Origin of the sequence: Streptomyces sp. NPDC019443 (assembly GCF_044389785.1) — a bacterium.
GTDB lineage: Bacteria > Actinomycetota > Actinomycetes > Streptomycetales > Streptomycetaceae > Streptomyces.
Window position 1 is genome coordinate 593,217 of sequence record NZ_JBIRYJ010000001.1, and the last position, 24,682, is coordinate 617,898.

Annotated in this window: 28 protein-coding genes and 1 pseudogene; 19 read left to right on the forward strand and 10 right to left on the reverse strand. The window is 70.2% G+C overall.

Features of this window, described 5'->3' with window-relative positions; translation table 11 throughout:
• Positions 1 to 67 precede the first annotated feature (67 nt).
• From ACH492_RS02710 to ACH492_RS02730, 5 genes are all read left to right on the forward strand, one after another.
• Entirely contained in the window at positions 68 to 472 is a 405-nt protein-coding gene (locus ACH492_RS02710) for a hypothetical protein (RefSeq protein ID WP_398982019.1), read from the forward strand.
• Between the two features lie 82 nt (positions 473 to 554).
• Positions 555 to 2,660 carry a phage holin family protein gene (locus ACH492_RS02715; RefSeq protein WP_398982021.1) on the forward strand — a complete coding sequence of 702 codons (2,106 nt, stop codon included), beginning with the start codon at positions 555 to 557 and terminating at the stop codon, positions 2,658 to 2,660.
• 69 nt (positions 2,661 to 2,729) lie between these two features.
• On the forward strand, positions 2,730 to 3,782 hold the full coding sequence (locus ACH492_RS02720) for a zinc-dependent alcohol dehydrogenase family protein (protein WP_398982023.1): 1,053 nt from the start codon (positions 2,730 to 2,732) through the stop codon (positions 3,780 to 3,782).
• A gap of 102 nt (positions 3,783 to 3,884) precedes the next feature.
• A complete protein-coding gene (locus ACH492_RS02725) occupies positions 3,885 to 4,268 on the forward strand; it encodes a hypothetical protein (protein ID WP_398982025.1) in 384 nt (127 codons plus the stop codon).
• A gap of 57 nt (positions 4,269 to 4,325) precedes the next feature.
• Positions 4,326 to 4,487, forward strand: coding sequence for a hypothetical protein (locus ACH492_RS02730; RefSeq protein ID WP_398982027.1), 162 nt, complete (start codon positions 4,326 to 4,328; stop codon positions 4,485 to 4,487).
• A gap of 27 nt (positions 4,488 to 4,514) precedes the next feature.
• On the opposite strand, the gene ACH492_RS02735 is transcribed toward ACH492_RS02730, so the two are convergent.
• The 5 genes and pseudogenes from ACH492_RS02735 to ACH492_RS02755 form a co-directional block, all read right to left on the reverse strand.
• A complete protein-coding gene (locus tag ACH492_RS02735; protein WP_398982029.1) occupies positions 4,515 to 4,952 on the reverse strand; it encodes a hypothetical protein in 438 nt (145 codons plus the stop codon).
• 88 nt (positions 4,953 to 5,040) lie between these two features.
• Positions 5,041 to 6,441, reverse strand: coding sequence for a tannase/feruloyl esterase family alpha/beta hydrolase (locus ACH492_RS02740; protein WP_398982031.1), 1,401 nt, complete (start codon positions 6,439 to 6,441; stop codon positions 5,041 to 5,043).
• A 28-nt stretch (positions 6,442 to 6,469) separates the two neighbouring features.
• Positions 6,470 to 7,921: a PHB depolymerase family esterase gene (locus tag ACH492_RS02745; protein ID WP_398982033.1), complete on the reverse strand. Its 1,452-nt coding sequence runs from the start codon at positions 7,919 to 7,921 to the stop codon at positions 6,470 to 6,472.
• A gap of 408 nt (positions 7,922 to 8,329) precedes the next feature.
• A pseudogene (locus tag ACH492_RS02750) lies at positions 8,330 to 8,656 on the reverse strand (helix-turn-helix domain-containing protein); the annotation flags it as partial.
• Positions 8,657 to 8,908: 252 nt separating this feature from the next.
• Complete coding sequence (locus ACH492_RS02755; protein ID WP_398982035.1) at positions 8,909 to 9,973, reverse strand: phosphatidylinositol-specific phospholipase C domain-containing protein; 1,065 nt, start codon at positions 9,971 to 9,973, stop codon at positions 8,909 to 8,911.
• A gap of 313 nt (positions 9,974 to 10,286) precedes the next feature.
• On the opposite strand from ACH492_RS02755, the gene ACH492_RS02760 reads away from it, so the two are divergent.
• The 3 genes from ACH492_RS02760 (at position 10,287) to ACH492_RS02770 (ending at position 12,751) form a co-directional block, all read left to right on the forward strand.
• Positions 10,287 to 10,814, forward strand: a complete 528-nt coding sequence (locus ACH492_RS02760) for an SDR family NAD(P)-dependent oxidoreductase (protein WP_398982037.1) — start codon at positions 10,287 to 10,289, stop codon at positions 10,812 to 10,814.
• Complete coding sequence (locus tag ACH492_RS02765) at positions 10,811 to 11,047, forward strand: SDR family oxidoreductase (RefSeq protein ID WP_398982039.1); 237 nt, start codon at positions 10,811 to 10,813, stop codon at positions 11,045 to 11,047. Before ACH492_RS02760 ends, ACH492_RS02765 begins: the two co-directional genes overlap by 4 nt.
• 168 nt (positions 11,048 to 11,215) lie before the next feature.
• On the forward strand, positions 11,216 to 12,751 hold the full coding sequence (locus ACH492_RS02770) for an ATP-dependent DNA ligase (protein WP_398982041.1): 1,536 nt from the start codon (positions 11,216 to 11,218) through the stop codon (positions 12,749 to 12,751).
• A 14-nt stretch (positions 12,752 to 12,765) separates the two neighbouring features.
• Here the strand turns inward: ACH492_RS02770 and ACH492_RS02775 are convergent, their stop codons facing one another.
• Positions 12,766 to 13,272, reverse strand: coding sequence for an FBP domain-containing protein (locus ACH492_RS02775; RefSeq protein ID WP_398982043.1), 507 nt, complete (start codon positions 13,270 to 13,272; stop codon positions 12,766 to 12,768).
• An 86-nt stretch (positions 13,273 to 13,358) separates the two neighbouring features.
• Here ACH492_RS02775 and ACH492_RS02780 point away from each other — a divergent pair, with 86 nt between their 5' ends.
• Positions 13,359 to 13,664 carry a 4a-hydroxytetrahydrobiopterin dehydratase gene (locus ACH492_RS02780; protein ID WP_398982045.1) on the forward strand — a complete coding sequence of 102 codons (306 nt, stop codon included), beginning with the start codon at positions 13,359 to 13,361 and terminating at the stop codon, positions 13,662 to 13,664.
• An 89-nt stretch (positions 13,665 to 13,753) separates the two neighbouring features.
• Here the strand turns inward: ACH492_RS02780 and ACH492_RS02785 are convergent, their stop codons facing one another.
• Positions 13,754 to 14,590 carry an NmrA family NAD(P)-binding protein gene (locus tag ACH492_RS02785; RefSeq protein ID WP_398982047.1) on the reverse strand — a complete coding sequence of 279 codons (837 nt, stop codon included), beginning with the start codon at positions 14,588 to 14,590 and terminating at the stop codon, positions 13,754 to 13,756.
• 81 nt (positions 14,591 to 14,671) lie between these two features.
• On the opposite strand from ACH492_RS02785, the gene ACH492_RS02790 reads away from it, so the two are divergent.
• From ACH492_RS02790 to ACH492_RS02800, 3 genes are read left to right on the forward strand one after another with little or no spacing between them, the layout of a single operon-like run.
• Positions 14,672 to 15,634, forward strand: a complete 963-nt coding sequence (locus ACH492_RS02790) for a cupin domain-containing protein (protein ID WP_398982049.1) — start codon at positions 14,672 to 14,674, stop codon at positions 15,632 to 15,634.
• 27 nt (positions 15,635 to 15,661) lie between these two features.
• Positions 15,662 to 16,525 carry a class I SAM-dependent methyltransferase gene (locus ACH492_RS02795; RefSeq protein ID WP_398982051.1) on the forward strand — a complete coding sequence of 288 codons (864 nt, stop codon included), beginning with the start codon at positions 15,662 to 15,664 and terminating at the stop codon, positions 16,523 to 16,525.
• A 20-nt stretch (positions 16,526 to 16,545) separates the two neighbouring features.
• The gene (locus ACH492_RS02800; RefSeq protein WP_398982053.1) at positions 16,546 to 16,905 is read left to right on the forward strand and encodes a hypothetical protein; all 360 of its coding nucleotides are present in this window, start codon (positions 16,546 to 16,548) and stop codon (positions 16,903 to 16,905) included.
• Here the strand turns inward: ACH492_RS02800 and ACH492_RS02805 are convergent.
• The 3 genes from ACH492_RS02805 to ACH492_RS02815 all read right to left on the reverse strand — a co-directional run bounded on the left by ACH492_RS02805 (position 16,895) and on the right by ACH492_RS02815 (position 18,988).
• Positions 16,895 to 17,353: an RICIN domain-containing protein gene (locus ACH492_RS02805; protein WP_398982055.1), complete on the reverse strand. Its 459-nt coding sequence runs from the start codon at positions 17,351 to 17,353 to the stop codon at positions 16,895 to 16,897. The two genes, ACH492_RS02800 and ACH492_RS02805, sit on opposite strands and share 11 nt — an antisense overlap.
• Before the next feature lie 112 nt (positions 17,354 to 17,465).
• Complete coding sequence (locus ACH492_RS02810; RefSeq protein WP_398982057.1) at positions 17,466 to 17,885, reverse strand: hypothetical protein; 420 nt, start codon at positions 17,883 to 17,885, stop codon at positions 17,466 to 17,468.
• Between the two features lie 266 nt (positions 17,886 to 18,151).
• Positions 18,152 to 18,988, reverse strand: a complete 837-nt coding sequence (locus tag ACH492_RS02815; protein WP_398982059.1) for an aldo/keto reductase — start codon at positions 18,986 to 18,988, stop codon at positions 18,152 to 18,154.
• Positions 18,989 to 19,262: 274 nt separating this feature from the next.
• Here ACH492_RS02815 and pqqA point away from each other — a divergent pair, with 274 nt between their 5' ends.
• From pqqA to ACH492_RS02850, 7 genes are read left to right on the forward strand one after another with little or no spacing between them, the layout of a single operon-like run.
• On the forward strand, positions 19,263 to 19,373 hold the full coding sequence (gene pqqA / locus ACH492_RS02820) for a pyrroloquinoline quinone precursor peptide PqqA (RefSeq protein ID WP_307660192.1): 111 nt from the start codon (positions 19,263 to 19,265) through the stop codon (positions 19,371 to 19,373).
• 10 nt (positions 19,374 to 19,383) lie between these two features.
• Positions 19,384 to 20,280 carry a pyrroloquinoline quinone biosynthesis protein PqqB gene (gene pqqB, locus ACH492_RS02825; protein ID WP_398982061.1) on the forward strand — a complete coding sequence of 299 codons (897 nt, stop codon included), beginning with the start codon at positions 19,384 to 19,386 and terminating at the stop codon, positions 20,278 to 20,280.
• Positions 20,277 to 20,975, forward strand: coding sequence for a pyrroloquinoline-quinone synthase PqqC (gene pqqC / locus ACH492_RS02830; protein WP_398982063.1), 699 nt, complete (start codon positions 20,277 to 20,279; stop codon positions 20,973 to 20,975). Before pqqB ends, pqqC begins: the two co-directional genes overlap by 4 nt.
• A complete protein-coding gene (pqqD, locus tag ACH492_RS02835; protein ID WP_398982065.1) occupies positions 20,972 to 21,226 on the forward strand; it encodes a pyrroloquinoline quinone biosynthesis peptide chaperone PqqD in 255 nt (84 codons plus the stop codon). The genes pqqC and pqqD overlap by 4 nt, the downstream gene beginning before the upstream one ends.
• Complete coding sequence (pqqE, locus tag ACH492_RS02840) at positions 21,223 to 22,344, forward strand: pyrroloquinoline quinone biosynthesis protein PqqE (protein ID WP_398982067.1); 1,122 nt, start codon at positions 21,223 to 21,225, stop codon at positions 22,342 to 22,344. Before pqqD ends, pqqE begins: the two co-directional genes overlap by 4 nt.
• A complete protein-coding gene (locus tag ACH492_RS02845; RefSeq protein ID WP_398982069.1) occupies positions 22,341 to 23,885 on the forward strand; it encodes a glycoside hydrolase family 88 protein in 1,545 nt (514 codons plus the stop codon). The genes pqqE and ACH492_RS02845 overlap by 4 nt, the downstream gene beginning before the upstream one ends.
• Before the next feature lie 6 nt (positions 23,886 to 23,891).
• Positions 23,892 to 24,674, forward strand: a complete 783-nt coding sequence (locus tag ACH492_RS02850; protein WP_398982071.1) for a heparin lyase I family protein — start codon at positions 23,892 to 23,894, stop codon at positions 24,672 to 24,674.
• Positions 24,675 to 24,682 lie beyond the last annotated feature (8 nt).

The window sequence follows — 24,682 nt, forward strand, 5'->3', positions numbered from 1 at the left end:
TCGTACTCGTACGAGCGTAGATGCGGAGTAGGGTCGGCGGCGACGGCGAGCGTACGGGGGAATGTCCATGGGCGGCTTACAAGTGGCGGCGATCGCCAGCCTGACGCCCCTCGAGGAACTCGACCGCGATCCATTTCTGGTGGACACCCGCAGGCAGCACGCGATGTGCGCCCGCTGGGCCGCCGACAAGGGCTTCGTCGTCACCCGGCAGCTGCTCTTCTACGGGCTGCGGCCCGACCACTGCGGGCTGTGGACCGATGTCGCGGCCGGCCACGTGGACATGTTCGTCGCGCCCAACGAGCGAGTGCTCGCACGGGCGTTGACGTCGGTGCGGGGCTTCGTCGCCGAGTGCGAGCGCAGAGGCGTGCCGCTGGAGACCGCGGGCCTGGACGAGCCGGCGTACGACGCGGCGATGAAGGCCAGTGTCCATCGCAGACTCTCCATGCCGACGGCCGGTTACAACGGCTGCTGAAGGTGCCGCCGGGCGCGCCACCGGATCGCGCCCGCCCCTGTGCCAGGCTGGAGGCCTGATCACAGGGTGAGGTGAAGACAGCGTGGGCGAAGGGCGATGGCGTACGGCCGGCAGAGCCCTGTTGCGCGTGATCGTGGTGTGGGCGGTGTCCACACTGACGATGCTGGCGCTCGCCGGGCTGCTGCCCGACTTCCAGCTGCAGTCCGACGACGGCGACAGCATCACCAGGACCGCCGTCACCGCCGCCTGGGGCGCGGGCGCCTTCGGTCTGCTGACCGCGCTGGTCTGGCCGGTCGTCGTACGGGCCCTGCTGCTCGTATCCGCCCTGGTGCTCGGCCTGTTGGTGTTCTTCCTCAACGGCTCGCTGCTGCTGATCGCGCTCTGGCTGATCCCCGACGGGCGCGGCGCGGCCGACCCGGAGACCGCTGTCGTCGTCGCCGCCGTGATGTCCGCCGTCGCATCCGCGACCTCCACCGCGCTCGCCGTCCGCGACGACAACGCCTACCGGCGCAGGCTCTCCCGGCTCGCCGACCGGCGCAGACGGCGCCGCGGTGAGGAAGGCAGCCGTGCGGGACCGCCCGGCACGGTCTTTCTGCAGCTCGACGGGGTCGGGCACGAGGTCCTGCGCGGCGCGGCCGAGGACGGTGTGATGCCCACCGTCGCCGGCTGGATCGGCACGACCCACCGGCTCACGCCCTGGCGCACCGACTGGTCCAGCCAGACCGGCGCCAGCCAGCTCGGCATCCTGCACGGCTCCAACCACGACGTCCCGGCCTTCCGGTGGTACGAGAAGGACAGCGGCCGGGTAATGGTCTGCAACCGGCCCGCGAGCGCCGCCGAACTCCAGCGCCGCGCCATCGCGCGCACCGGCGACGGCGGGCTGCTCACCGTCGACGGCGCCAGCCGCGGCAATCTCTTCAGCGGCGGCGCCGATGAGCTCGCGCTCGTGCTGTCCATGGCCGCCAGACGCGGCCGGGCCAACCGCTCCAGAGCCGGCTACTTCGCGTACTTTTCCGACCCCGCCAACGCCGTACGCACTGCGCTGTCGTTCGTCGCCGAAGTAGCCCGTGAGATCGGGCAGTCGACGCGGTCGCGGCTGCGCGGCGACCGGCCGCGGGTCGGGCGCGGCGGGCTCTACCCCTTCATCCGGGCGTTCGCGACAGTCGTCGAGCGGGATGTGGTGGTCGCCGCGGTGATGGGGGACATGCTCGCCGGACGCACTGCCGTCTACGCCGACCTCGTCGCGTACGACGAAGTGGCGCACCACTCAGGGCCGCACAGCCGGGACGCGTCGCTGGTGCTCGAACGCCTCGACCGTTCGATCGCGCTGATCGCGAAGGTCGCCGAACATGCGCCCCGCAGCTACCGGATCGTGCTGCTTTCCGACCACGGCCAGAGCCCGGGGGAGCCCTTCGAGGGCGCCTACGGACTGACCCTCAAGGACCTCGTGCGCGCGGGTTGCGGGCTGCCCGTCTCGCGCCGGGCGGAACGTTCCAAGAGCGGCGCGGAGGCCCGCGACGCGGCGGGCGACGCCCTGCGGAGCGCGCTGCACCGGCGGCTTGCGGATGGTGAGGACGAGCATCCGGAGCCGGGCTCCGACCCGATCGTGCTCGCCTCCGGGAACCTCGCGCTGATCTCCTTCCCCGACGCGACCGAGCGCCTCAGCCGCGAACAGATCGAGCGCCGTCACCCGGCGCTGCTGAGCACGCTCGCCAACCACCCGGGCATCGGCTTCCTGCTGGTGGGCAGCGAGGAGCACGGCTCGCTGGTGCTCTGCCCGGGCGGCGCGGAGGTGCCCGTCACCGAGCTGTCCGACGACGGGCCGCTGGCGGCCTTCGGCCCGGGCGCGGCCGAAGCCGTACGCCGTACCGACAGCTTCCCGCACGTCGCCGACATCATGGTCAACTCGATGTACGACCCCGGGAGGGGCGATGTGCACGCCTTCGAGGAGCAGATCGGCTCGCACGGCGGGCTCGGAGGCGAACAGTCCCAGCCCTTCCTGCTGTCGCCGCTCGACCTGTCGGTGCCCCTCTCGGCGGGTGCGCCGGGCGCGGGCGCGGAACTGGTCGGCGCCGAGCGGGTGCACCGGGTGCTGCGGCGCTGGCTGCGCGAGTGCCAGGGTCCGCAGGTGCCGATCGTGCCGCTGGAGCCGGCCAGGCAGGACGGGCCAGGCCAGGGGCTGCCGTAGAACCCATCCGTCCGGATACGTTGAGAGGGCTGAGCCCAGGCAGGATCCGCGGACGAAGGAGTTGGCCCGTTGCGTGCTGTGGTGTTCGAGGAGTTCGGGAAGCCGCTCGAGGTACGAGAGGTGCCCGGGCCCGTGACGTCTCGCGACGGTGCCGTGATCAGGGTCGAGGCGACGGGGCTGTGCCGCAGCGACTGGCACGGCTGGATGGGGCACGACACCGACATCACCCTCCCGCACGTCCCCGGCCACGAACTGTCCGGAGTGATCGAGTCCGTGGGCGACGACGTCGCCAATTGGCTCCCCGGGGACCGGGTCACGGTGCCGTTCATCTGTGCCTGCGGCCGGTGCGCGGCGTGTGCGCGCGGCGCCCAGCAGGTGTGCGAGCGCCAGGAGCAGCCCGGCTTCACCCACTGGGGTTCCTTCGCCGAGTACGTCCCCGTCCACCATGCCGACACCAATCTGGTGGCCCTGCCCGAGTCGATGTCGTTCGCCACGGCCGCGAGTCTGGGCTGCCGGTTCGCGACCGCCTTCCGGGCCGTTGTGGGCCAGGGCCGGGTGCGGCCGGGGGAGTGGGTCGCTGTGCACGGTTGCGGCGGAGTGGGCCTGTCCGCGGTGATGATCGCCGCGGGGTGCGGGGCCAGGGTCGTCGCTGTCGACGTCTCGCCGGGCGCGCTGGAGCTGGCCCGTACGTTCGGCGCCCAGGTGTGCGTGGACGCCTCCGCGCTGACCGGAAGCGTCGCCGACGCGGTCCGTGAGGCGACCGGCGGCGGCGCGCATCTCTCGCTGGACGCCCTTGGCGCACCGGTGACCTGCGTCAACTCCGTCCAGAGCCTGCGCCGCCAGGGCCGCCATGTGCAGGTCGGCCTGCTGCCCCAGGGCGTACACCTGCCGATGGACCGGGTGGTCCCGCTGGAGCTGGAGATCCTCGGCAGCCACGGCATGGCGGCGCACGCCTACCCGGAGATGATGGCGATGGTCGCCTCCGGCGCTCTCCGCCCCGACCTGCTGGTGACGACGGCGATCGGCCTGGACGATGTGCCCGCGGCGCTGGCGGCCCTGGGCAGCGCCTCGGGGACCGGCGTCACCGTGATCACCCCGCACGCGGCGGTGAATTCGGCGTAATGGGTGTACCCCGGTAGGGCGGATCTCGGCCCTACCGCGGCACGGCGGGGCGCTTCCCGGGCAGGCATGGGGCAGTGGACGCATCCAGGAGGTCGCGTCGCCATGAACCAGCCCCACTCCAAGCCTCTCGTCGCCTTCGCGGCCCGCGCGGCCACGCGCCGGACCGTGGCGGTCGTCGTGCTGGTGCTGCTGGCTCTTCTCGGTACGCCATTCGGCTCCGGCGTCGCGGCGGCCGGGGGCGCCACGACCTCGGCGCCCGCCTCCGTGCCGTCCGACCCGGCGGGCGGCGACCAGCCGGAGGAGGCCGACACCGACGTGTCGCCCTCGGGCCCGGTCCGGGCCCGTCCCGCGGCACGGTACGTCGCGCCGGACACCCATACGGATCCGGCGACGGCCGAGCCCGTCCCGTACCGCCCGGGCAGGAGCCGGTTGGCGGAACTCGCCCTCCCGCTGCGCGCCGTGCGCTGTGTGGTCCTGCGCTGCTGACAACCACCGACAGCCGTCCGCAGCCATCAGCCACTTCCCACCGCGAGGTGCACAGCCATGCCCATCGACCCTCTCGCAGCGCTCAACGCCATGATCCGCGCCGAAGCCGCCCGCTCCACGGAACCTGAGGACGGGCCCCATACCGCCGGTCCCGACGCCGAAGCGGGCGGATCGGCATCCGACGAACGCCGCGCGACATCCGACGACGGCGCCCCCTGACCCCTGCGGCCATCGGCGGGTACTCCCTCACCCGGGGGTCGCGGCGCCTCTCGCGCCCACCGCCGGCAGCCTGAAGCCGGGGAGTGGCCACCACACCCCTGCCGTGGCCACTCCCCACGTCGAGGGCCCGTTCTCCCACGCATGCCACGCAGCGGCGGCTCCTGTATGGAAGATGAACCGTGAATCGTGGTTCGGCTCCCATCGGAGGCCGCCGGCCGGGCCGATGACGTGGAACGTCAGCTTCTTGCCGCTCGGAAACACGTCCCGTGTCTCATCGAGGGTCAGCTCCCAGCCGTCGGCGAGGGTGCTGACATCCACGAAGAGCGCGCTGAACCCCTCGGCCTCACGGAGCCGCAGCAACTGCCTGAGCATCGGAGCCGTGGACCTGGCCAGTCGGCCGCTCACGGCGATCCACACCTGTGGCCCGTCCACCGCCAGTACTCGTACCCGTATGGTCGCTCGCACCTGTGCCCCCAGCAGTCGGGTCCGGCGCACCGCCGACCGGTGCGCTGCCGCACGACTGGTATTCGGGGCCGGGCGAGCTCCGGATTGCTCAGGATCCGGCCATTGTGCGGCCGAGCGGACAGCCGGTGAGCAGCGTGCGCGGATCGGCCGGTTCCGGGCGGGCCAGCGTGCGGCTGGACACCGGCTGCCTGCCGTGTCCGATCCAGCCCTCCAGGGCGGTGAACGCCGATCGGTGGCAGGGCGTCAACGGCCGCAGCCTGTCCGGAAAGACGTCGTAGAGCGAGTCGACGTGCGTGCCGCCTTCGACGCGGTAGTAGCGGAAGAGCCCGCCGCGTCCGGCCTCGCGCACCATCGTTGCGTACACATCGGAGTCACGGCCGATGGGCAGCAGCACATCGAGGGTGCCGTGCAGGGTGATCAGCGGTTTGCCGATCCGGCCGGTCAGCCCGATCGACGCGACGGCCCGGCGCACCTTGGGCGGCCGGGACGCGTAGTCGTAGTCCGCGTCGCACGCGGGCGTGCCGGGTGCGCAGTACGGAGTCCCCGCCTCGGTCGTGCCGTCGTAACCCGGATCCAGCTCCTCCCGGTAGATCCGCTGGGTCAGGTCCCAGTAGTACTGATGGTGGAAGGGCCACAGAAACTCCGACCCCGCCGGATACCCGGCGGCGACCATTGCTCTGTGCGCTTCGTCCGCACCCGGGCCGCCGGAGGCGTACACGGGATAGTGGCGCAGCGCGGGCGGCAGGAAAGTCAGCAGATGCGGTCCGCTCGCCCGCCAGAGTGTCCCCTCCCAGTCGACGCCGCCGTCATACAGCTCGGGGTGGTTCTCCAGCTGCCAGCGCACCAGATAGCCGCCGTTGGACATGCCTGTGGCGAGCGTGCGGGACGGCGGGCGGTGGTAGCGCTGGGCGACGACCGCGCGGGCGGCCCTGGTCAACTGCGTGACCCGCTCGTTCCATTCGGTGATCGCCGCGCCCGGGGCGACGCCGTCGCGGTAGAAGCCCGCGCCCGTGTTGCCCTTGTCGGTGGCGGCGAACGCGTAGCCGCGGGAGAGGACCCAGTCGCCGATGGCGCGGTCGTTGGCGTACTGCTCGCGCACGCCGGGGGAGCCCGCGACGACCAGGCCGCCGTTCCATCGGTCGGGCAGCCGGACGACGAACTGCGAGTCATGGCTCCAGCCGCGGTTGGCATTGCCGGTCGAGGTGTCGGAGAAATAGCCGTCGATCTGGATGCCGGGCACCCCGCTGGGTGTGGCCAGTCCCGCCGGGGTCAGCCCGGCCCAGTCGGCCTGATCGGTGTGGCCGGAGGCGACGGTTCCCGCCGTCGTCAACTCGCCCAGGCAGGAGGCCTCTTGGTGCTCGGCGCCGGGCACGTGCAGTCGAGCGATCCGCGCACAGTGGGTCTCCGTCTCCGGCTGCTGCCGGGCGACGGCCGGTGCGGCGGTGACGGCGAGCAGCAGCGCGGCCGCGTACGGAAGGGCGAAGCGCACGGGGAAACCTCCTGAAGGTGTACGGACGTCAGGGACAGTTGCCGTCGGCGACGACGTAGTAGCCGGCCGGGGATTCCTTCAGCGTGTGGGTGACGAAGGTGTTGTAGAGGCCCATGTTCTGCGCGGACCCCTTGGCGTACGCATGGCTGCCGTCGGTCATGGCCCGCCCTGCCGCCACCTGGCGGTAGTTGTCGGCCGTCCAGCAGGCCGCCGCGGAGCCCGTGGTGGCAGCAGTGACCAGGCCGGAGCGTGCGCCTTCGGTCCCTGTCGCGTCGCGGGCGGCCACGCTGTAGCCGTGGCCCGTGCCCGGGCTCAGCCCCGTGTCCGTGAAGGGCGAGCCCGCCGGAGTGGCGATACGCGACCCGTCCCGGTACACCGCGTAGGACGCCGCGCCCTCAACCGCATTCCAATTCAAGGTGATTGAGGTGTCGGTGGCTCCGGTGGCGGCGAGCCCGGCCGGGGCCGGCAGGCCACCGGGATCCGGCGTGGAGCCGCCCAGACCGAAGAAATCGGTGATCCAGTAGCTGGAGCAGATCGAAGCGATGAAGTTCGCGGTGCCGGTCTGCCCGCACTGCTGCGGTCCGCTGCCCGGATCCACCGGCGTGCCGTGGCCGATGGCGGGCACCCGGTCGACCTCGACCACGACCCTGCCGTCGGTCCCCAGATACTGTTCCCGGCGCGTCTGGTCGGGCCCGATCGTGGACGTGCGGTCCGGATTCTGGTCCACCCCGTGCACAGCGGTCCACTGGTCCCGCAGCTCATCCGCGTTCTTCGGGACGACCTTCGGGTCATTGTCGCCGTGCCAGACCGCCACCCGGGGCCACGGCCCGGCGTACCCGGGATAGGCGCCGCGGACCCGCTGCGCCCACACCGCCGGCGTACGGTCCACGCCCGGGTCCATACAGGTGAGGGCCCCCGTGTCCTTGGTGCAGTCGTACGGCAGCCCGGCGATCACCGCGCCCGCCTCGAACACGTCGGGGTAGGCGGCGAGCATGACCGTGGTCATGCCGCCCCCGGCCGAGAGCCCGGTGACGTACGTACGCGCCGCATCGGCCCCGTACGCACTCTCCGCATGGACGACCATCTGCCGGATCGACGCGGCCTCGCCCTGCCCCCGCCGGTTGTCGGCCGTCTGGAACCAGTTGAAGCAGCTGCTGATGTTGTTCGCCGACGTCGTCTCGGCGAGCACCAGCACAAACCCGTGCCGGTCGGCGAACGTCGTCAGTCCGGAGTTGTCGGCGTAGACCTGGGCGCTCTGGGTGCAGCCGTGCAGGGCGACCACGACCGCGGGATGCGCGGGGAGGGCGGCCGGCCGGTACACGTACATGTTCAGACCGCCCGGATTGGCACCGAAGTTGCCCACCTTCTCCAGGGGTACGGCCGCATGCGCGGCGGGCGCGGGGGCGAACGACACAACGGCCGCGAGCAGCGCGAGGACTGTGCCCATGCCGGCCGGCTTGGGGTACTTGCATGACAGCATCCGAGACCTCCCGCAGGCGTACCGATGTGCCGGTCACAGTAGGAACCGGCCGGTTGCCCGCGGAATGGTGACGCGACCCATAGCGAGGGCCGCGGACGGCTGTGCGCGGACCGTTGCCCGTGCGGCGTACGCCTGCTACCTAGGGGTGTCTCGCCGATCAGGCCGGAGGGTGTCGTCGATCCAGTCGAGGATGACGGTTTCGGCCAGGGCGCGGTTCTGCTGTTCCTGGTGGTCGCCGGCTCCGTCGGCTGTTCCTGGTGGTCGCCGGCTCCGTCGGCCGCGGTGAACTTCTGGAGGGTCGTGGGCGCCTTGAGACGGGCAAGGGTGGCTTCGGCGTTCCGGGCGAGAGGGTCGGCGTCGGCCATGGACCCGAGCACGGGGCAAGGGATGCTGTCGCTGTGTCCTTCCAGGGTGAACGCGGCGATCTTCCGGAAGTAGCTCCATGCCCTCGCGCAGCGGCCCCATCGCCGGGTCGTCGAGGGAGGTCTCGGCATACCGGGGCGCGTAACCGGCCGCCAGCAGCAGGGCGTTGCGCCCCCGTACGGGGACATCGAGGTGCTCCGCGAGGCGCAGGATCATCTCCGCGCTCGGGCGGGAGCGTCCCGTCTCGATGACGCTGATGTGGCGGGCCGACGAATCGGCACGCAGGGCCACCTCCAACTGGCTGATCCGGCGCCGCTCGCGCCAGCCGCGCAGCAGCCGCCCTGCTCCCGTGCCGGACCCGACAGTTGTCATACCCGACGGTAATACGGCAGGAAAAGCCCCGGCCGGACGGGGGTTTCCGGCCGGGGCGGCAAGAGGTGGGCCCGATGGCGGTCGCCTCTCGGCGAAACGCTCCACAGGGCTTCAGCCGAACGATCGTCCCTGTGGGCAAAAGGTGAGGCCCGGGGACACTGTCCCATCCACACCCCCGTGTAGATGAACGGTAAACCATCGTGCTGTGTTCCGCGGGACCCCCAGGCCCCGCTGTGACAGGCGTTACGCCCGTTACCGGCCGCCGCCCCGCTGCACCACCGTCGCCAGAACCGACGGCAGCGGGTACCAGTCGGCCGAGACCACGCTCGCGTGGCGGCCCGCCAGCAGCGCGACCCGGTCCCGGGCCTGCGTCTCGGTCGGGTTCGTGCCGTCGATCGCGGGCGCCACATTGTGTGCGTCCGTCATGACGACGAGGTAGTGGTTCCGGTCGTACCAGCCGGTGTCGACGGTGCCGCCCGCGTACGTACCGGCGTCCCCGTCGAAGAGGACGAACCAGGGGCGGATACCGGCATCGGCGTACCGGGTGCGGGGGTCGCCGGTGGCCGCGCCATGGACGGCAGGGAAGGCGGCCGCATCCCGGAGCTTGCCCGCGGCCGCGAGATTGCGCAGGTGCGTGGCGTACTCGCGGTCGGTCCACAGGGTGTCGGCGGGGTTGCCCTCCTCGACCGTGCCGGGGATCAGCTCGACCACGAACTTGCCCGCGAGGGCGGACCGGGCGGGCCAGCCGTTCGTGCGTACCGCCGTGTCGAGTTCAGGGTGAGAGCCCGCCAGGTCGGCCGGGCGGAACAGGGCGTTGCCGAGTCGGGCGGAGAGCAGTGCGTCGAGCGCGGCGGGACCGCGTCCGTTGTTGTTCTGGAAACCGTCCTTCATCTCGATCTTGATCAGAATCGGACGATGGCCGGGGTGGGCGTCGTGCCACGCCTTCATGTCCGCGAGGCAGCCGCCGAGGTCCTGGTTTCTGGACTTGGTGCGCAGTTCTGCGGCGTTCGCCGCGTTCTCGCAGTTGTTGTTGTTGTTGCCGAGAGGATTGTTGTGCGAGACCCGCCAGGACCGGCCGAACACATTGGTCCAGACGTCGAGTTCGAGCATCCCGGCGCCGGAGTCGAGCGCATCGGCGAAGTACGAGTACTTCCCCTTTTCGTAGGCGTTGTGGACGCCCACCCAGGTGGCGGAGGAGTAGGGCAGCTGCCCCGGGTCCGCCGACAGGGGCGTGGCCGCCTCCGCCGGGGCGAGTGCGGCGGCGAGCAGCCCGGCCGCGACTGTCGTCGTCACGGCCGCGCGCGTGAGCTTCCCCATGGTCCCCTGCCTTCACGTCGGTTCGATCGTCTGATCGGTCAAGTCGACGGAAGACTAGGGGAGTTGAGTGAACCCTGGGGAGACTGGACTCGGCCGTTACGGATGGGCTGAACGTGAGCCGGGGTCCAGGAATTCGTCGCGGCGAGCGTCACGAGCCCGGCCGCGGCCGGGTGAAGGGCGGCGCGTCAGGAACTCAAGACCGCCACGGCGTCAGTGCCTGTTGGTGCTCAGTCCGTCCAGGGTGAGGTCGAGGAGGCGTTCGGCCTGCTCTCGCTGTTGGGTGCACACCAAGAAGATGACAGGAGAAAACGAAATGAGTCTCGCGCTCGAAGGAAAGGTCGCCGTTGTCACCGGCGGCGCGTCCGGGGTCGGCCTGGGCATCGCCCAGGAGTTCGTGGAGCACGGCGCCAGCGTGGTCATCACGGACCTTCAGCAGGCAGAGCTGGACGAGGCAGTCGCGGCAATCGGACCGAACTGTTCGGGAGTCGTGGCAGATGTCACGAAGCTCGCCGACATGGAGGCGATGTACGGGGAGGTGTTGGAGCGGCACGGACGGCTCGACGCCGTCGTGGCCAACGCCGGTATCGGTGCTCACGCCCCGCTCGGCTCGATCACGGAGGAACAGTTCGACCGGACCTTCAACGTCAACGCGAAGGGCGTCCTGTTCACCGTCCAGCCGGCGCTGCCGCTGCTGCCGTCCGGCGGAACGGTCGTCATCATCGGGTCGACGGCGTCCATCCAGCCTCCGCGCGGGATGAGCATGTACGGCGGCGCGAAGGCCGCGGTGCGCAATTTCATCCGGCCTGGATCCAGGACATCAAGGGATCAGGCGTCCGGATGAACGTCCTCAGTCCAGGGGCCGTCGACACCGAGTCTCTCCGGCGGGCTCTGCGGATGGCGCAGGGAGCTGATCAGGTCGACGCCGCCATCACAACCATGGGGGAGGGCAACCCGACGGGGCGGATCGCGGATCCCCGCGAGATGGGCGAGGCCGCGGTGTTCCTCTCCAGCGACGCGTCGAGCTTCATCACCGGCGTGGAGCTCTTCGCGGACGGCGGCATGGCGCAGGTGTGAGGCGTCGGCTCCCGCAAGCCGACCGGGTTCCGGTTCGGGGCACCGGCGGCCCCGCCCGCCACGTCTTCGGCCCAGCTACCCCGTAACACCCGCCGGGCAGCACGGCCCGCTCACCAGGCCCACGCAACACATGCGCCCCCCAGCCCCCGTCGTGCCACCATGGGCCACATGCTGCTGGCCCGGCTCGTCGACGTGTCCCGAGAAGTCGCCGCCACCTCCGCGCGGTCGCGGAAGATCGCCGCTCTCGCCGGGTTGTTCGCCGACGCGCAGCCCGACGACGTCGCCCTCGTCATCTCGTACCTCTCCGGGCGCGTCCCGCAAGGCCGCATCGGCGTCGGCTGGAGGTTGCTCAAGGAAGCCGTACCGCCCGCCGGCGTCCCGAGTCTGAGCGTCGCCGACACGGACGCCGCGTTCACCCGTCTCGCCGAGGTCACCGGATCCGGGTCCCAGGCCGAGCGCAAGCGCCTCGTGCGGGAGCTCATGGCCCGCGCCACCGCCGAGGAGCAGGAGTTTGTGATGCGGCTGCTGATCGGCGAGGTACGACAGGGCGCGCTCGACGCGATCGCGCTGGAGGGCGTCGCCCGGGCCGCCGGCGCGCAGGCCGCCGATGTGCGGCGGGCCGTGATGCTGGACGGGTCGCTGGCCCGCGTCGCCCGCGACCTGCTCGCCGAGGGACCCGCCGCGCTCCAGCGGTTCCAGTTGCGCGTCGGCAGCCCCGTGCTGCCGATGCTCGCCCACACCGCGAAATCGGTCACCGAAGCGGTCGAGGCGCTCGGCACCGCCTGCGTGGTCGAGGAGAAGCTCGACGGCATCCGCGTCCAGGTGCACCGCAGCGGTGAGGACATCCGGATCTACACGCGGTCCCTCGACGACATCACCGACCGCCTCCCAGAAGTCACGGACGCCGCCCGGCAGATGACGGGCGACCGGTTCATTCTGGACGGCGAGGTGATCGCCCTGGACGCCACCGGCCGACCCCTCCCCTTCCAGGACATCGCCTCCCGTGTCGGCTCCCGCGTCGACGTGGATGCGGCACGCGCCGCGCTGCCCCTGTCGCCAGTCTTCTTCGACGTCCTCGCCGCCGGCGGGGAGCCCACGCTCGACCTGCCCGGCAGCGAACGGCGCACCGCCCTCGCCCGCCTCGTCCCCGAGCCGATGCGCGTGCGCCGCGTGGTCGTCGAGGACCCCGCATCCGCCCAACAGGTCGCTGCCGCCGAGGAGTTCTTCGCCGAGACACTGCACCGTGGCCATGAGGGCGTCCTCGTCAAAGCCCTCGACGCGCCGTACGTCGCGGGCCGCCGCGGCCGCTCGTGGCTCAAGGTCAAACCCGTCCACACCCTCGACCTCGTCGTCCTCGCCGCCGAGTGGGGTCACGGCAGACGCACCGGCCTGCTCTCCAACCTCCACCTCGGCGCACGCGCCGCCGACGGTACGTACGTCATGCTCGGCAAGACCTTCAAGGGCCTCACCGACGAGATGCTGCGCTGGCAGACGCAGCGACTGCGCGAACTGGCCGTCGACGACGACGGGTTCACCGTCACGGTCCGTCCCGAACTCGTCGTGGAGATCGCCTTCGACGGCGTGCAGCGCTCCCCGCGCTACCCGGCCGGCGTCACCCTGCGCTTCGCCCGGGTACTGCGCCACCGCCCCGACAAGCCGGCTCAGCAGGCCGACACCATCGAGCAGGTCCTGGACACGCGCTGACCGCACCCCCGGACTCAGCGCAGGCCCATCACCTTGTCGGCGAAGGCGCTCAGGTTGCCGACCGTACGGGTGATCCGCTCATCCAGGGTGAGGGTCTCCTCGTGGAGGCCACCGCGCAGCTTGGGCTGTCTCCTGCCGCGGATGTACAGCGAGCAGGCGAGGTCCGCGCAGAGGTACGTGCCCACGGTGTTCCCCTCCCGCCCCGCCGCGCCGGCCAGCGGGGCGGCGAAGAGCGTCACCCCGGACGAGGCGTGTCCCGTGAGGCAGGCATGGCACATGCTGGACTTGACGGCGCTGGTCCGTCCGGTCGACGGCACCCGCAGGGTGACGCCGACGGGGCCGTTTGCCCGGGGGAGGACGATATGGGCCCGCAGCGGGGCACCCGGATCGGTCCAGCCGAGGAAATCGAGGTCCTTCCAAGGGAGTTCGGCGAAGTCCATGGGGAGTTTCAAGCGGGTCGCCTCACCCTTCGTGCAATTGACGAAGGATCCGCGTATCTGCTTTTCGGTCAGAGCTTCCACCGGTGGAACGTACACAGAGCGCCGTCGGAGGGGCATCCCATTTATGGTGGCCGAAGCCGCCGCCGTCTTCTGAAGGGATCCTGGTCATGTCCACAGAGCCGCTGTCGCAGAAGGACATCGAGGACCGCTTGAGCGAACTTCCAGGCTGGTCCCTGGAGGGCGACCGCATCGCCCGCGCGTACCGCCTCTCCACGCACTTCGCGGCAACCGCGATGGTCGTGCACATCGCGCAGATCCAGGACGAGCTGAACCACCACTCGGATCTGACCCTCGGCTACAACACGCTCGCTCTGTCAGTGAACTCCCATGACGCGGGCGGCGCGGTCACCGAGAAGGACTTCGAGCTCGCCCAGCGGGTGGAGCAGATTGCCTCCGGGCACGGCGCGAACTGACGAGCCGCACGCGCCGGCCGAGCCGGTATGCCTCCGGATGACGGTCAGCGGCCCGGGCCAGTACGGGCCCGGGCCCCTGCACCCTCCAGTCAGGCGTTCCACGCGCCCGAATCCGCCGTGCGCCGCGCGAAGTCCGCGAAGTCCTTCGGCACGCGGCCCAGTACCTGCCGCACACCGTTCGTCAGCGAGGCGTTGTGCCCGTCGAGCAGCATGCCGAACAGTCCCGCGAGCCACTCCGCGTCCGGCGCCGGCAGCCCGTACTGCTGGAGCATCTCCGCGTACGCCTCCCCGGACACCGGGACATAGCGCACATCGCGGCCCGTCGCCCGGCCGATCTCCGCCGCCACCTCCGCGAAGGTGAGCAGCCGCGGCCCTGTCAGCTCATGGACGAGACCGATGTGACCGTCCTCGGTGAGCGCGGCGACCACCACGTCCGCCAGATCGTCCGCGTCGATGAACGGCTCCGCGGTCTCGCCCGCCGGGAACGGGATCTCCCCGGTCAGCGGCCCTTCGGACATGACGCCCTCGCTGAAGTTCTGCGCGAAGAAACTGGCCCGCACAACCGTCATGTCCAGGCCCGACTCCCGCAGCGCGCCCTCGGCCACCACGGCTTCCGGCTCACCGCGGCCGGAGAGCAGCACCAGACGCCGCACTCCGTGCCCGGCCGCCTGCCGGCCGAAGGACCGCATCGCCTCGGGGGCGCCCGGAGCCGCCAGGTCCGGGAAGTACGCGACGTACGCCGCGTCCGCGCCCCGCAGCGCGGGCCCCCAGGTGGACTCGTCCTCCCAGTCGAAGAGAACCTCTCCCTTGCGCGATCCGGCCCGTACATTCACGCCGCGCGCCGCCAGCCGCTCCGCCACCCGACGGCCTGTCTTGCCCGTGGCCGACGTCACCAACACCGTTTCCTGCTTGAGGTTCTCTGTCATGCCTCAAGGTTCACGGCTGCGGCGTGGACGCTCCATGCTCCAGAGGCTCAATGCCATATGCGTGCGTCTACGCTGTGGTTCATGGACGCTCTCGCACGGCTTCTGGACGGACCGCGCGCCAGGGGAGCCTTTCTGCTGCGGATGGTGATGGAACCGCCGTGGTCCATACGCATCGAGGACCACGCCCCGCTCTCTCTGCTCTGCATGACCGCGGGCGAGGCCTGGATCATGCCCGACGCCGGTGAGCCGGTGCTGCTGCGCCCGGGCGATGTCGCGATCGCCCGCGGCCCGGGTTCGTACACCACGGCGGATGAGATCACCCGTGAACCAACGGCGCTGATCCGCCCCGGCGGCACCTGCCACACCCTGCAGGGAGAACCGCTCGCGGAGTCCATGTACTTGGGCGTACGGAGCTGGGGCAACGACCCCGCGGGCTCGGCCACCATGCTGGTCGGCACGTACCAGATGAAGGGCGAGGTCAGCGGGCAGCTGCTCGCCGCGCTGCCCGAGCTGCTCCATCTGCCCGCCGGGGTGTGGAACTGCCCGCTGATGCCGGTGCTCGACGACGAGATCTCCCGTGACGAGCCCGGCCAGAGCGTGGTGCTCGACCGGATCCTGGACCTGGTGCTGATCGCCGCGGTGCGGGACTGGTTCTCGCGCCCGGACGCCGCGGCCCCGGCCTGGTATCTGGCGATGGCCGACCCGGTGGTCGGCCGGGCGCTGCGGCTGCTGCAGGACGATCCCGCCCACCCGTGGACGGTGGCCTCGCTGGCCGCCAAGTGCGGGGTCTCCAGAGCCGGACTCGCCCGCCGCTTCAACGAGTTGGTGGGGGAGCCCCCGATGGCGTACCTCACGGGCTGGCGGCTCGCGCTCGCCGCGGACCTGCTGCGGGACACGGACGCGACGGTCGAGGCGGTGGCCAGGAAGGTCGGCTACAGCGGCTCGTTCGCGCTGAGTGCGGCATTCAAGCGGGTACGCGGCATCAGTCCGCAGGAACACCGTGGAGGCGTCGTTTTGCCGAAACCGCAACAACAGTCGCCGTAACCGCACCGCCGCGCGAACCTTGAGCCCATGAGCCATCACCACGACACGACGCATATCGACTGGGACGAACTCGGACCGCTGCTGGAGCGCGGCGCGGAGCTCCAGAGTCCTCTGTACCGCCAGGCGGCGGCCTGGCTGGGGGAGCTGCTGCCTGCCGCAGGCGTCCGGCGGATCCTCGACATCGGCAGTGGCCCGGGAGTGCTGACCACGCTGCTCGCCGAGGCGTTCCCGTACGCCGAAGTGGTCGCCGTGGACGCCACCGAGCCGCTCCTCGCCCGGGCCCGCGCACGGGCCGAGCGCGCCGGGCTCGGCGACCGCATCCGTACACGCCATGCCGAACTCCCTGACGGGATTGAGGAGTTGGGCGATGCTGACCTGATCTGGGCGGGCAACGCGGTGCACCACATGGGCGACCAGCGGGCCGCGCTCGCCGGCTTCGCCCGGCTGCTGCGCCCGGGCGGGCTGGCCGCGGTGGTCGAGGGCGGGCTGCCCTCGCGTCACCTCCCGCGCGACATCGGCATCGGCCGACCGGGGCTCGAGGGCCGGATTGACGCGGCCGCGGGCGAGTGGTTCACCCGGATGCGGGCAGAGCTGTCCGGCACGAAGGACGAGGTCGAGGACTGGCGGGCGCTGCTCGGCGCGGCAGGTCTCACGCCGAGCGGGACCCGTTCCTTCCTGCTCGACATCCCCGCGCCGGTGCCTGAGGTGGTACGCGAACAGCTGGTCTCCGCCTTCGCCTGGCAGCGCAAGATCCTGGACGGCCTGCTGCCGGCCGAGGACCTCGCGCTGCTCGACCGGCTGCTGGACCCGGAGGACCCGCAGGGACTGCGGCATCGCCCGGACGCGTATCTGCTCACCACGCGCACGGTGCACACCGCCCGCCGGGGCTGAATCAGGGGCAGGATGACCTCATGGCCAAGAAGTGCAAGAAGTCCACCAAGTCCATGAGGTCCACCTCGCTGCTGTCCCTCTGGTCTCAGGACTCCGTGCTGTCGATCGGCTCCGTCGGGTCGGTGCTCTCCATCGGCTCCGTCGGCTCGGCGCTGTCGGTCGGCTCGGTCGGCAGCGCGCTGTCGGTCGGCTCGATCGGATCCACCCAGTCGTTGTTCTCGGCGGGGTCGTGGATGAGCACGGGGTCGCTGCTGTCCGCCCAGTCGCGGTGGTCCGCGCTCTCCTGGCGTTCCTCCCACGGCTTCCTGGCCGCTGGAGCGGTCGGCGCGGGTGCGCTCGCCGTAGCCGTCGCCGGAGCGGTGCTCCTGGTCAGGGACTGACGGGCTCCAACTGCCACCACTGACCGGGTGAGTCGGTGTCCTCCCACTGCTGCACGTTCGCGCCGTCGTCCGTGCTGCCGTCGGCGACCTCGAGCAGCAGCCCGCTGATGAAACTGACGATGGCGACGGTGCCCGGCGCGTCCAGGTGCTGCTCGATGATCCACTCCTGGGCGCCGAAGTTATTGGCCTTCCACTGCTGGATGTTGACGCCGTTCTCGGTCGCGGCGCCCGCGACGTCCAGCCGCTTGCCGCTCCCGGCGTTCACGAAGTGGTAGAGCCCGCTGCCGCCCGGTACGGGGTCGATCTGCCACTGCTGGGCCGGGGCCCCGGTCTCCTTGCCCTGCTGGACATTGGCGCCGCTGCCCTTGGCACCGCCGTACACCTCGAGCAGCAGCCCGCTGCCGATGTTGCGCACCAGGTAGCGGCCAGGTGTCAGTGCCCCGCTCAATGTCCGTACTCCTCGGTCAGCTGTGTGGCATTCGCGCACACCATGAACGTAGCCCTCGCCGCCGCAAGGCGTTCGGCGAGGGCTGTGTCCCGCGCGATGAGCCGGGCCGGCCTCAGCGCACCGTGACCGTGAACTCGGGCGAGACGGTGCCGCCGCCGGTGATCCGGAGGGTGTTGTAACCCTTGATGCCGAGGAGGACGCGCATCTTGAAGGTCGACTCGTGCGTCGTGTTCATGGACGCCGGCAGGGTCACCCACTCTGTGCCCTGCTTCTGCTGGAGGGTCACCTTGGTACCCGGGGGCAGGAGCTTGGTGGCCCCGTACACCCGGAACTGATGCCACGCCGGGACTTCGCTCACCGCGACTCTCGCCGACAGCTCTGGTCGTTCGGGCGCTGGTCGCTCATTGCCCGAGCCGTCGGCCGTCTGTACGGGAGGTGTCGGGGCGTCCACAGGCATGGCCATGCCGACCGACCCGGCCAGCACAACGGCCGTCGCGATTCCTGTCACCGACGCGCGTCTGAAACGCTCCATTTGGACTCTCTCCATGGGGAAGGGACTGCGGATCACCAACCCTAGGCATATTGCTCGTAAATATTAGGAATCGACGCGCTCAGCCCGAAACGACCTTTGGTTGCATTACGGATCAACAGTGCAAGCTGCGCATGGCTTGGGTGCGTCACCGTCATCGACGTGCCCTGCCGACTGGATTCCGCCACTCGGCACGCAGGAGCGCGCCCGCGGGAACGACATCGCCGCCCGGCACGAGCCGGGCGGCGACGGGGTCGTTCGGGCGGCGATCAGGCGCCGTAGGCGAACGTCGCGGGGTCGGGACCAAGGCGCTTGCCCTCGTCCAGCGCGGCGAACGCCGCCAGATCGTCGGCGTCCAGTTCGAAGTCGAACACGTCGAGGTTCTCCTTGATCCGGGACGGGGTCACGGACTTGGGGATCACGACATTGCCGATCTGCAGATGCCAGCGCAGCACCACCTGGGCGGGGGTGCGGCCGTGCTTCTGCGCGACGGCGACGACCGTCGGGACCTCCAGGAGGCCCTTGCCCTGGCCCAGCGGGGACCAGGCCTCGGTCCTGATGCCGTGCCTGTCGTGGAAGGCGCGCAGCTCGCTCTGCTGGAGCTGGGGGTGCAGCTCGATCTGGTTCACGGCCGGGACGACCGAGGTCTCGCCGATCAGGCGCTCAAGGTGCTCCGGAAGGAAGTTGGAGACGCCGATCGCCTTGGCGCGGCCGTCCGCGTAAATCTTCTCGAAGGCCTTGTACGTCTCCGCATAGGCGTTCTTGGACGGCAGCGGCCAGTGGATGAGGTACAGGTCGATGTGGTCGAGACCCAGCTTGTCCAGCGAGGCGTCGAAGGCGCGCAGGGTCGCGTCGTAACCCTGGTCGCTGTTCCAGAGCTTCGTGGTGATGAAGAGTTCCTCGCGGGGGATGCCCGAGGCGGCGACGGCACGGCCGGTGCCCTCTTCGTTCTCGTAGATGGCCGCAGTGTCGATGCTGCGGTAGCCGGCCTCCAGGGCCGAGGCAACCGCCTTCGCCGCCTCGTCATCCGGTACCTGCCAGACACCGAAGCCGAGCTGCGGCATGGCGACGCCATTGTTGAGGGAGATGGAGGGGACCTTGCTCACGAGCGGTCGATCCTTACGTTGTCGATTGGTACTCCCCCAGGATCAACGATCACCCGTGCGGACGCATTCCCGACCCCGAAGTTGGCCTGATACAGCTCCGACCTTATCGGTCCGGACCATTGACCGCGTCTCATCAAGACGCAACTCTATGGCACATAACTGAACGCCGGACACTCATGTGAACTGGCGTTCAGCCTTGCTCAACCATGCGTTACAGAGCAATCACTCCTGAATCACTCCTGACCCCCACATCTCAGGAAGGCAGGTACAGCTCATGCACGACAGCAAGGAAACATCGGAGGAGACCATCAACTGGCAGACTCCCGAGTTCGAGGTCGTGGAGACCGCGCTCGAAGTCACCGCCTACGCGCTCACCGACCGGTAGACCCGCCGCCATGCTGCTGCAGGTGCTCGGCACCGCGGCGGGCGGCGGACTGCCCCAGTGGAACTGCGCGTGTCCCGGCTGTGCCGGGGCACGCGCACACCCGCACCGGCGCCGTCGTCATGCCTCACTCGCCCTGCGCGCGGACGAGGGCCGCTGGTATCTCGTCAACGCCACCCCCGACATCGGCGACCAGATCGAGGACAGCCACGCGCTGCGGCCCGGGCCCGGGCCACGCGAATCCCCCGTGGCCGGAGTGATCCTCACCGACGCCGAACTCGACCACACCCTCGGCATCGCCCGGCTGCGCGAGGCCGACGGCTTCGACATCCTCGCCACCCGGCCGGTACGGGACGCACTGCTCGGCCGGCTGCGCCTGGGCGAGGTACTCGCCCCGTACACCCATATCGAATGGCGCGAGTTGGGCCGCGAAGCGGCACCGCTCGTCAAGGGCGGCACCGTGGAAATAGATGCCGTACCCGTTTCGGCCAAACGGCCGCGGTACGCCGCCGGCAGCGGACCCGACGAGCGCACCTGGGTGGTCGCGCTGCGGCTGCGCGAGACCACGACCGGCCGCAGCCTGCTCTACGCGCCCGCCCTCGCCCAGTGGACCGACGAGTTCCAGGAAGCGGTCGGGGAAGCCGACTGCGTCATCCTCGACGGCACCTTCTGGGACGACGACGAGCCGGTACGGACGTCGATCTCCGCCAAGACCGCAACCGGAATGGGTCATCTGCCGATCGCCGGGCCGAACGGCACCGCACGACGGCTCTCCGGGCTGAACGCCCGCTGCCTCTATACGCACCTGAACAACACCAACCCCCTCGCCGACCCGGACGCCCCGCAGCACGCGCTGCTCGGCGAATGGGGACTCGAGGTCGCCGCCGACCGAATGGTGATCGAGCTGTGAGCACCACGATCTGGAGCCGGGAGGAGTTCACGGCGCGGCTTCGCGCCGTGGCCACCGAGCGCTACCACGACCGCCACCCCTTCAACGTACGGATGCACGAAGGCGCCCTGACGCCGGCCGAGTTGCGCCGCTGGATTCTCAACCGCTTCCACTACCAGCGCCACATCCCCGTCAAGGACGCCCTGATCCTCGCCAAGTTCGACGACTCCGAGTTGCGCCGCTCCTGGCTGCGCAGGATCCAGGACCACGACGGGGAGAAGGACGGCGACGGCGGCATCGAGCGCTGGCTGCGGCTCGGCGAGGCCGCCGGAATCGATCGGGCGCGGCTCGAATCGGGGGACGAAGTACTGCCCGGCGTACGGCTCGCGGTCGATGGATACGTCAACTTCTGCCGGCTCCACGGCCCGCTGGAGGCCGTCGCCGCCTCGCTCACCGAGCTGTCCGCGCCCGGCATCATGCGTACCAGGATCGCCGCGTTCGAAGAGCACTACCGCTGGATCGACGCCGACGGGCTCACCTACTTCCGCAACCGGATCGGACAGGGCAGCCGGGACAGCGAAGAGGCGCTCGCGCTCGTCCTCGAGTGGGCGCGCACCCAGGATCAGCAGGAGGCGGCCGTCGCGGCGCTCGCCTTCAAGTGCGACGTGCTGTGGTCGCTGCTCGACGCCGTCGACTGCGCCGGGGAGCGGCCATGACGTGGAAGCCCGTGCTCTCACGGTCCGTGGTCTTCCGGCACGACCGCGTGCGCGGCGCCGATCTGCTCGTACTGCCCGAGCGGGTGGTCGTGCTCCAGGGCAACGCCGGATCCATCGTGCGGCTCTGCGACGGCGTACGCGACGTCGACGCGATTGTCGCGGAGCTCGCCGAGCAGCATCCGGGAGCGCCCGTGGCCGAGGAAGTCCCTGTGTTTCTGGGGCGGTTGCGCAAGGAGGGCTGGCTGAAATGACCGAGCTCACCGGAGTCACCCGAGTCACTGGAGTCCAGCCGCCGTGGGCGCTGCTCGCCGAGCTCAGCCACGGCTGTCCGCTGCACTGCGCCTACTGCTCCAATCCTGTCGAACTGGTCGGTCGGTCAGAGGAGTTGACCACCGCACAGTGGGCCGAGGTGTTCCGGCAGGCCGCTGACCTGGGCGTCGTACAGTCCCATCTGTCCGGCGGAGAGCCGCTGCTGCGCCGTGACTTGACCGAGATCGTCGCAGCCGCTGACGGAGCGGGCATCCACACCCAGCTCGTCACCAGCGGTGTCGGGCTGCACGTCAAGCGGCTCGCTGCTCTGACGGCGGCGGGTCTGCGCAGCGTGCAGCTCTCCGTCCAGCACGCCGACCCCCGTACCTCGGAGCTCATCGCGGGAGCCCGCTCCTTCGCCGCGAAGGAGCGTGCGGCCCGGCTCGTACGGGAGGCGGAGCTGCCGCTGGGCCTCAACGTCGTACTCCACCGGACCAATCTCGACGCGCTCGACGACCTCGTCGAACTCGGCCTGGCCTGGGGCGCGGAACGGATGGAGCTCGCCAACACGCAGTTCTACGGCTGGGCCCTGCGCAACCGGGATGCCCTGCTGCCGGACCGCGAACAGATCGCGCGGGCACGCGAAGGCGTCGAGCGGTGGCGGGAACGGCTGGCCGGCCGGATGGAGCTGGTGTGGGTCGCGCCCGACTACGTCGACGGCACCGCCAAACCCTGCATGGGCGGCTGGGGCGCGCTCTCGCTCACCGTCGCGCCCGACGGCACGGTCTATCCCTGCCCGGCCGCCGCCGCGCTGCCGGGACTGGACGCGCCGAACGTCAAGGACCACTGCCTGGAGTGGATCTGGCGCGAGTCGAAGACCTTCAACATCTACCGCGGCGAGGAGTGGATGCGGGACCCGTGCCGCAGCTGCGAGCTGCGCACCAAGGATTTCGGCGGCTGCCGATGCCAGGCGTACGCCCTCACCGGCGACGCCACCCGCACGGACCCGGCCTGCCACCTCTCGCCGGACCACGCGCTCGTGCGCGACCTCGTCGACCGCACGCGGACCCCCGAGCCGGTGGCCGCGCCCGCGTACGCCTACCGCAAGGAAGGACCATGAAGCGATTAGCCCCCCTGGTGCTGGCGGCCGCGCTGGCCGGCAGCACGCTGTCCGCCGTGCCCGCGGCGGCGGAGCCCGCCGCCTCAGCAGCCGTACGGTACGAAGCCGAGGACGCCGTCGTCCACCAGGGCGTCGTGGAGAGCAACCACACCGGCTTCACCGGATCCGGATTCGTCAACTACGCGAACACGGCCGGGAGTCACGTCGAATTCACCGTCGACTCCGACCGGGCGGGCACCACCGCGCTGGGCCTGAGATTCGCCAACGGGACGTCGGCGGACCGCCCCCTCGACATCACGGTCAACGGCCAACTTGTCGCAGGCGGCCTGGCCTTCGGCTCCACCGGCAGCTGGACCGGCTGGCAGACCAGGAACGTCACCGCCACTCTGAAGGCCGGGACCAATACCGTACGAGCCACCTCCGCCGGTGCGACCGGTGGCCCCAACCTCGACTCGCTCACCGTCGGCGACGGGCCGTCCGTCACCGACTGGTCGGTGGCGATGGTCGAGTCCACGATGGCGCGCTACTCACCCAGTTCCATCGGCGGCTGGTCCTATCCGGTCGGGCTGTATCTCTACGGCCAGTACCTCGTCTATCAGCGCACCCACGACGCCCGCTATCTCGCCTACATCAAGAGCTATGTCGACCGCTTCGTCGACAGCGGCGGAAACATCGGGCAGGGCTTCAACAATCTCGACAGCATGCAGGCGGGACGGCTGCTGAACATCCTCCACCACGAGACGGGCCAGCCGCGCTACCAGAAAGCGGCGAAGAAGATCCGGGAGCGGCTGAACAGCTATCCGCGCACCTCGGAGGGCGGCTTCTGGCATTCGACATCGGATTCCCGGCGCAGCCAGCTGTGGGCCGACGGCGTCTACATGGTGAATCCGTTCCTCGTCGAGTACGGAAAGGAATTCGGCGACTCGGCGTATGCGAGCAATGAGGCGACCAAACAGCTCGCCGTCTACGGAAGCCATCTGCAGGTCGCGAACGGGCTGCTGAAGCACGCCTGGGACGAATCGCGCGACGCGAGCTGGTCCGACCCGAAGACCGGTGTCGCGCCCGAGCACTGGTGCCGCGCGATCGGCTGGTACTCCATGGCGATCGTCAACGTCCTGGACGCCGTGCCTGCGGACCATCCGCGCCGCGCCCAGCTCCTCACTCTGCTGCGGAATCTCGCGGCCGGCATCGAGAAGTACCAGGACCCGGCCACCGGCCGCTGGTTCCAGGTCGTCGACAAGGGATTGCACGGCGACAACTGGACCGAGACCTCCTGCTCCTCCATGTTCACCTTCGCCCTGTCCCGCTCGGTGCGGCAGGGATATGTCGACGCGCGCTACGCACAGGTCGCGCAGCGCGGATATCAGGGTGTGCTGGGAAAGATCTCGGTCGGCGGCGACGGCCGCACCAATCTCACCGACATCTCCATCGGAACGAATGTCGGGAACTACAGCTACTACATCAAGCGCGACCGGAAGACCAATGATTTCCACGGTCTCGGCGCCTTTCTCATCATGAACGAACAACTCCGGGCGAGGTAGAGGGAAATGACCGCATCACGCAGAGCCGTACTGGGGGCAGCCATCGGCGGCGCCGTCGCGGCGGGACTGCCGCAGCTCGCGACCCCGGCGAGTGCCGCCTCCTGGCAACTGCGCTGGTCGCCGTCCGCGAGCAGCGACAAGCTCAAGGCCTTCGAGACCATCGAGGACGACCGGGCGGACTCCCACCCGGCCGCGGCCCCGCACATCTTCGCCGAGGGCGACAACTTCCGGTTCAACATGCACACCCAGGACCGGGACTCCAGCACCGACCGGCAGCGGCACGAGGTCACCGGCTGCCGCACCGGCAGCTCCTACCTTCAGTGGAAGTCCGGCCAGACCTGGCGGGTCACGTACTCCATGTACATACCCAGCACGCTGAAGGCGACGACCAGCTTCACGCACATCATGCAGATGAAGCAGCCGGGCACCGGCTCGTCGCCGATCGTCGTGCAGTCGCTGCGACGCGTGAACGGAGTGCAGACCATCGAGCTCAAGGTCATCGAGGGGGATGTCCTCGTCGGCCGTACGAACCTGGGACCGCTGCACAACAAGTGGACCGACGTCGACTTCCAGATCAAGATCGGCAACGGCACTTCGGGCTCCGTCCGCTGGATCCTCAAGAGCGGCGGCACCACGGTGATCGACAAGTCGAAGTCGGGCGTCGACACCTTCCTCGCGGACCGGGTGCGCCCCAAGTGGGGCATCTACCGCTCCCTCGGCGACAGTTCGGGTTCCCTGCAGAACTGCCACATGCTCCTCACCAATCTGCGCGGCTATCAGCTCGTCTGAGGAGGACG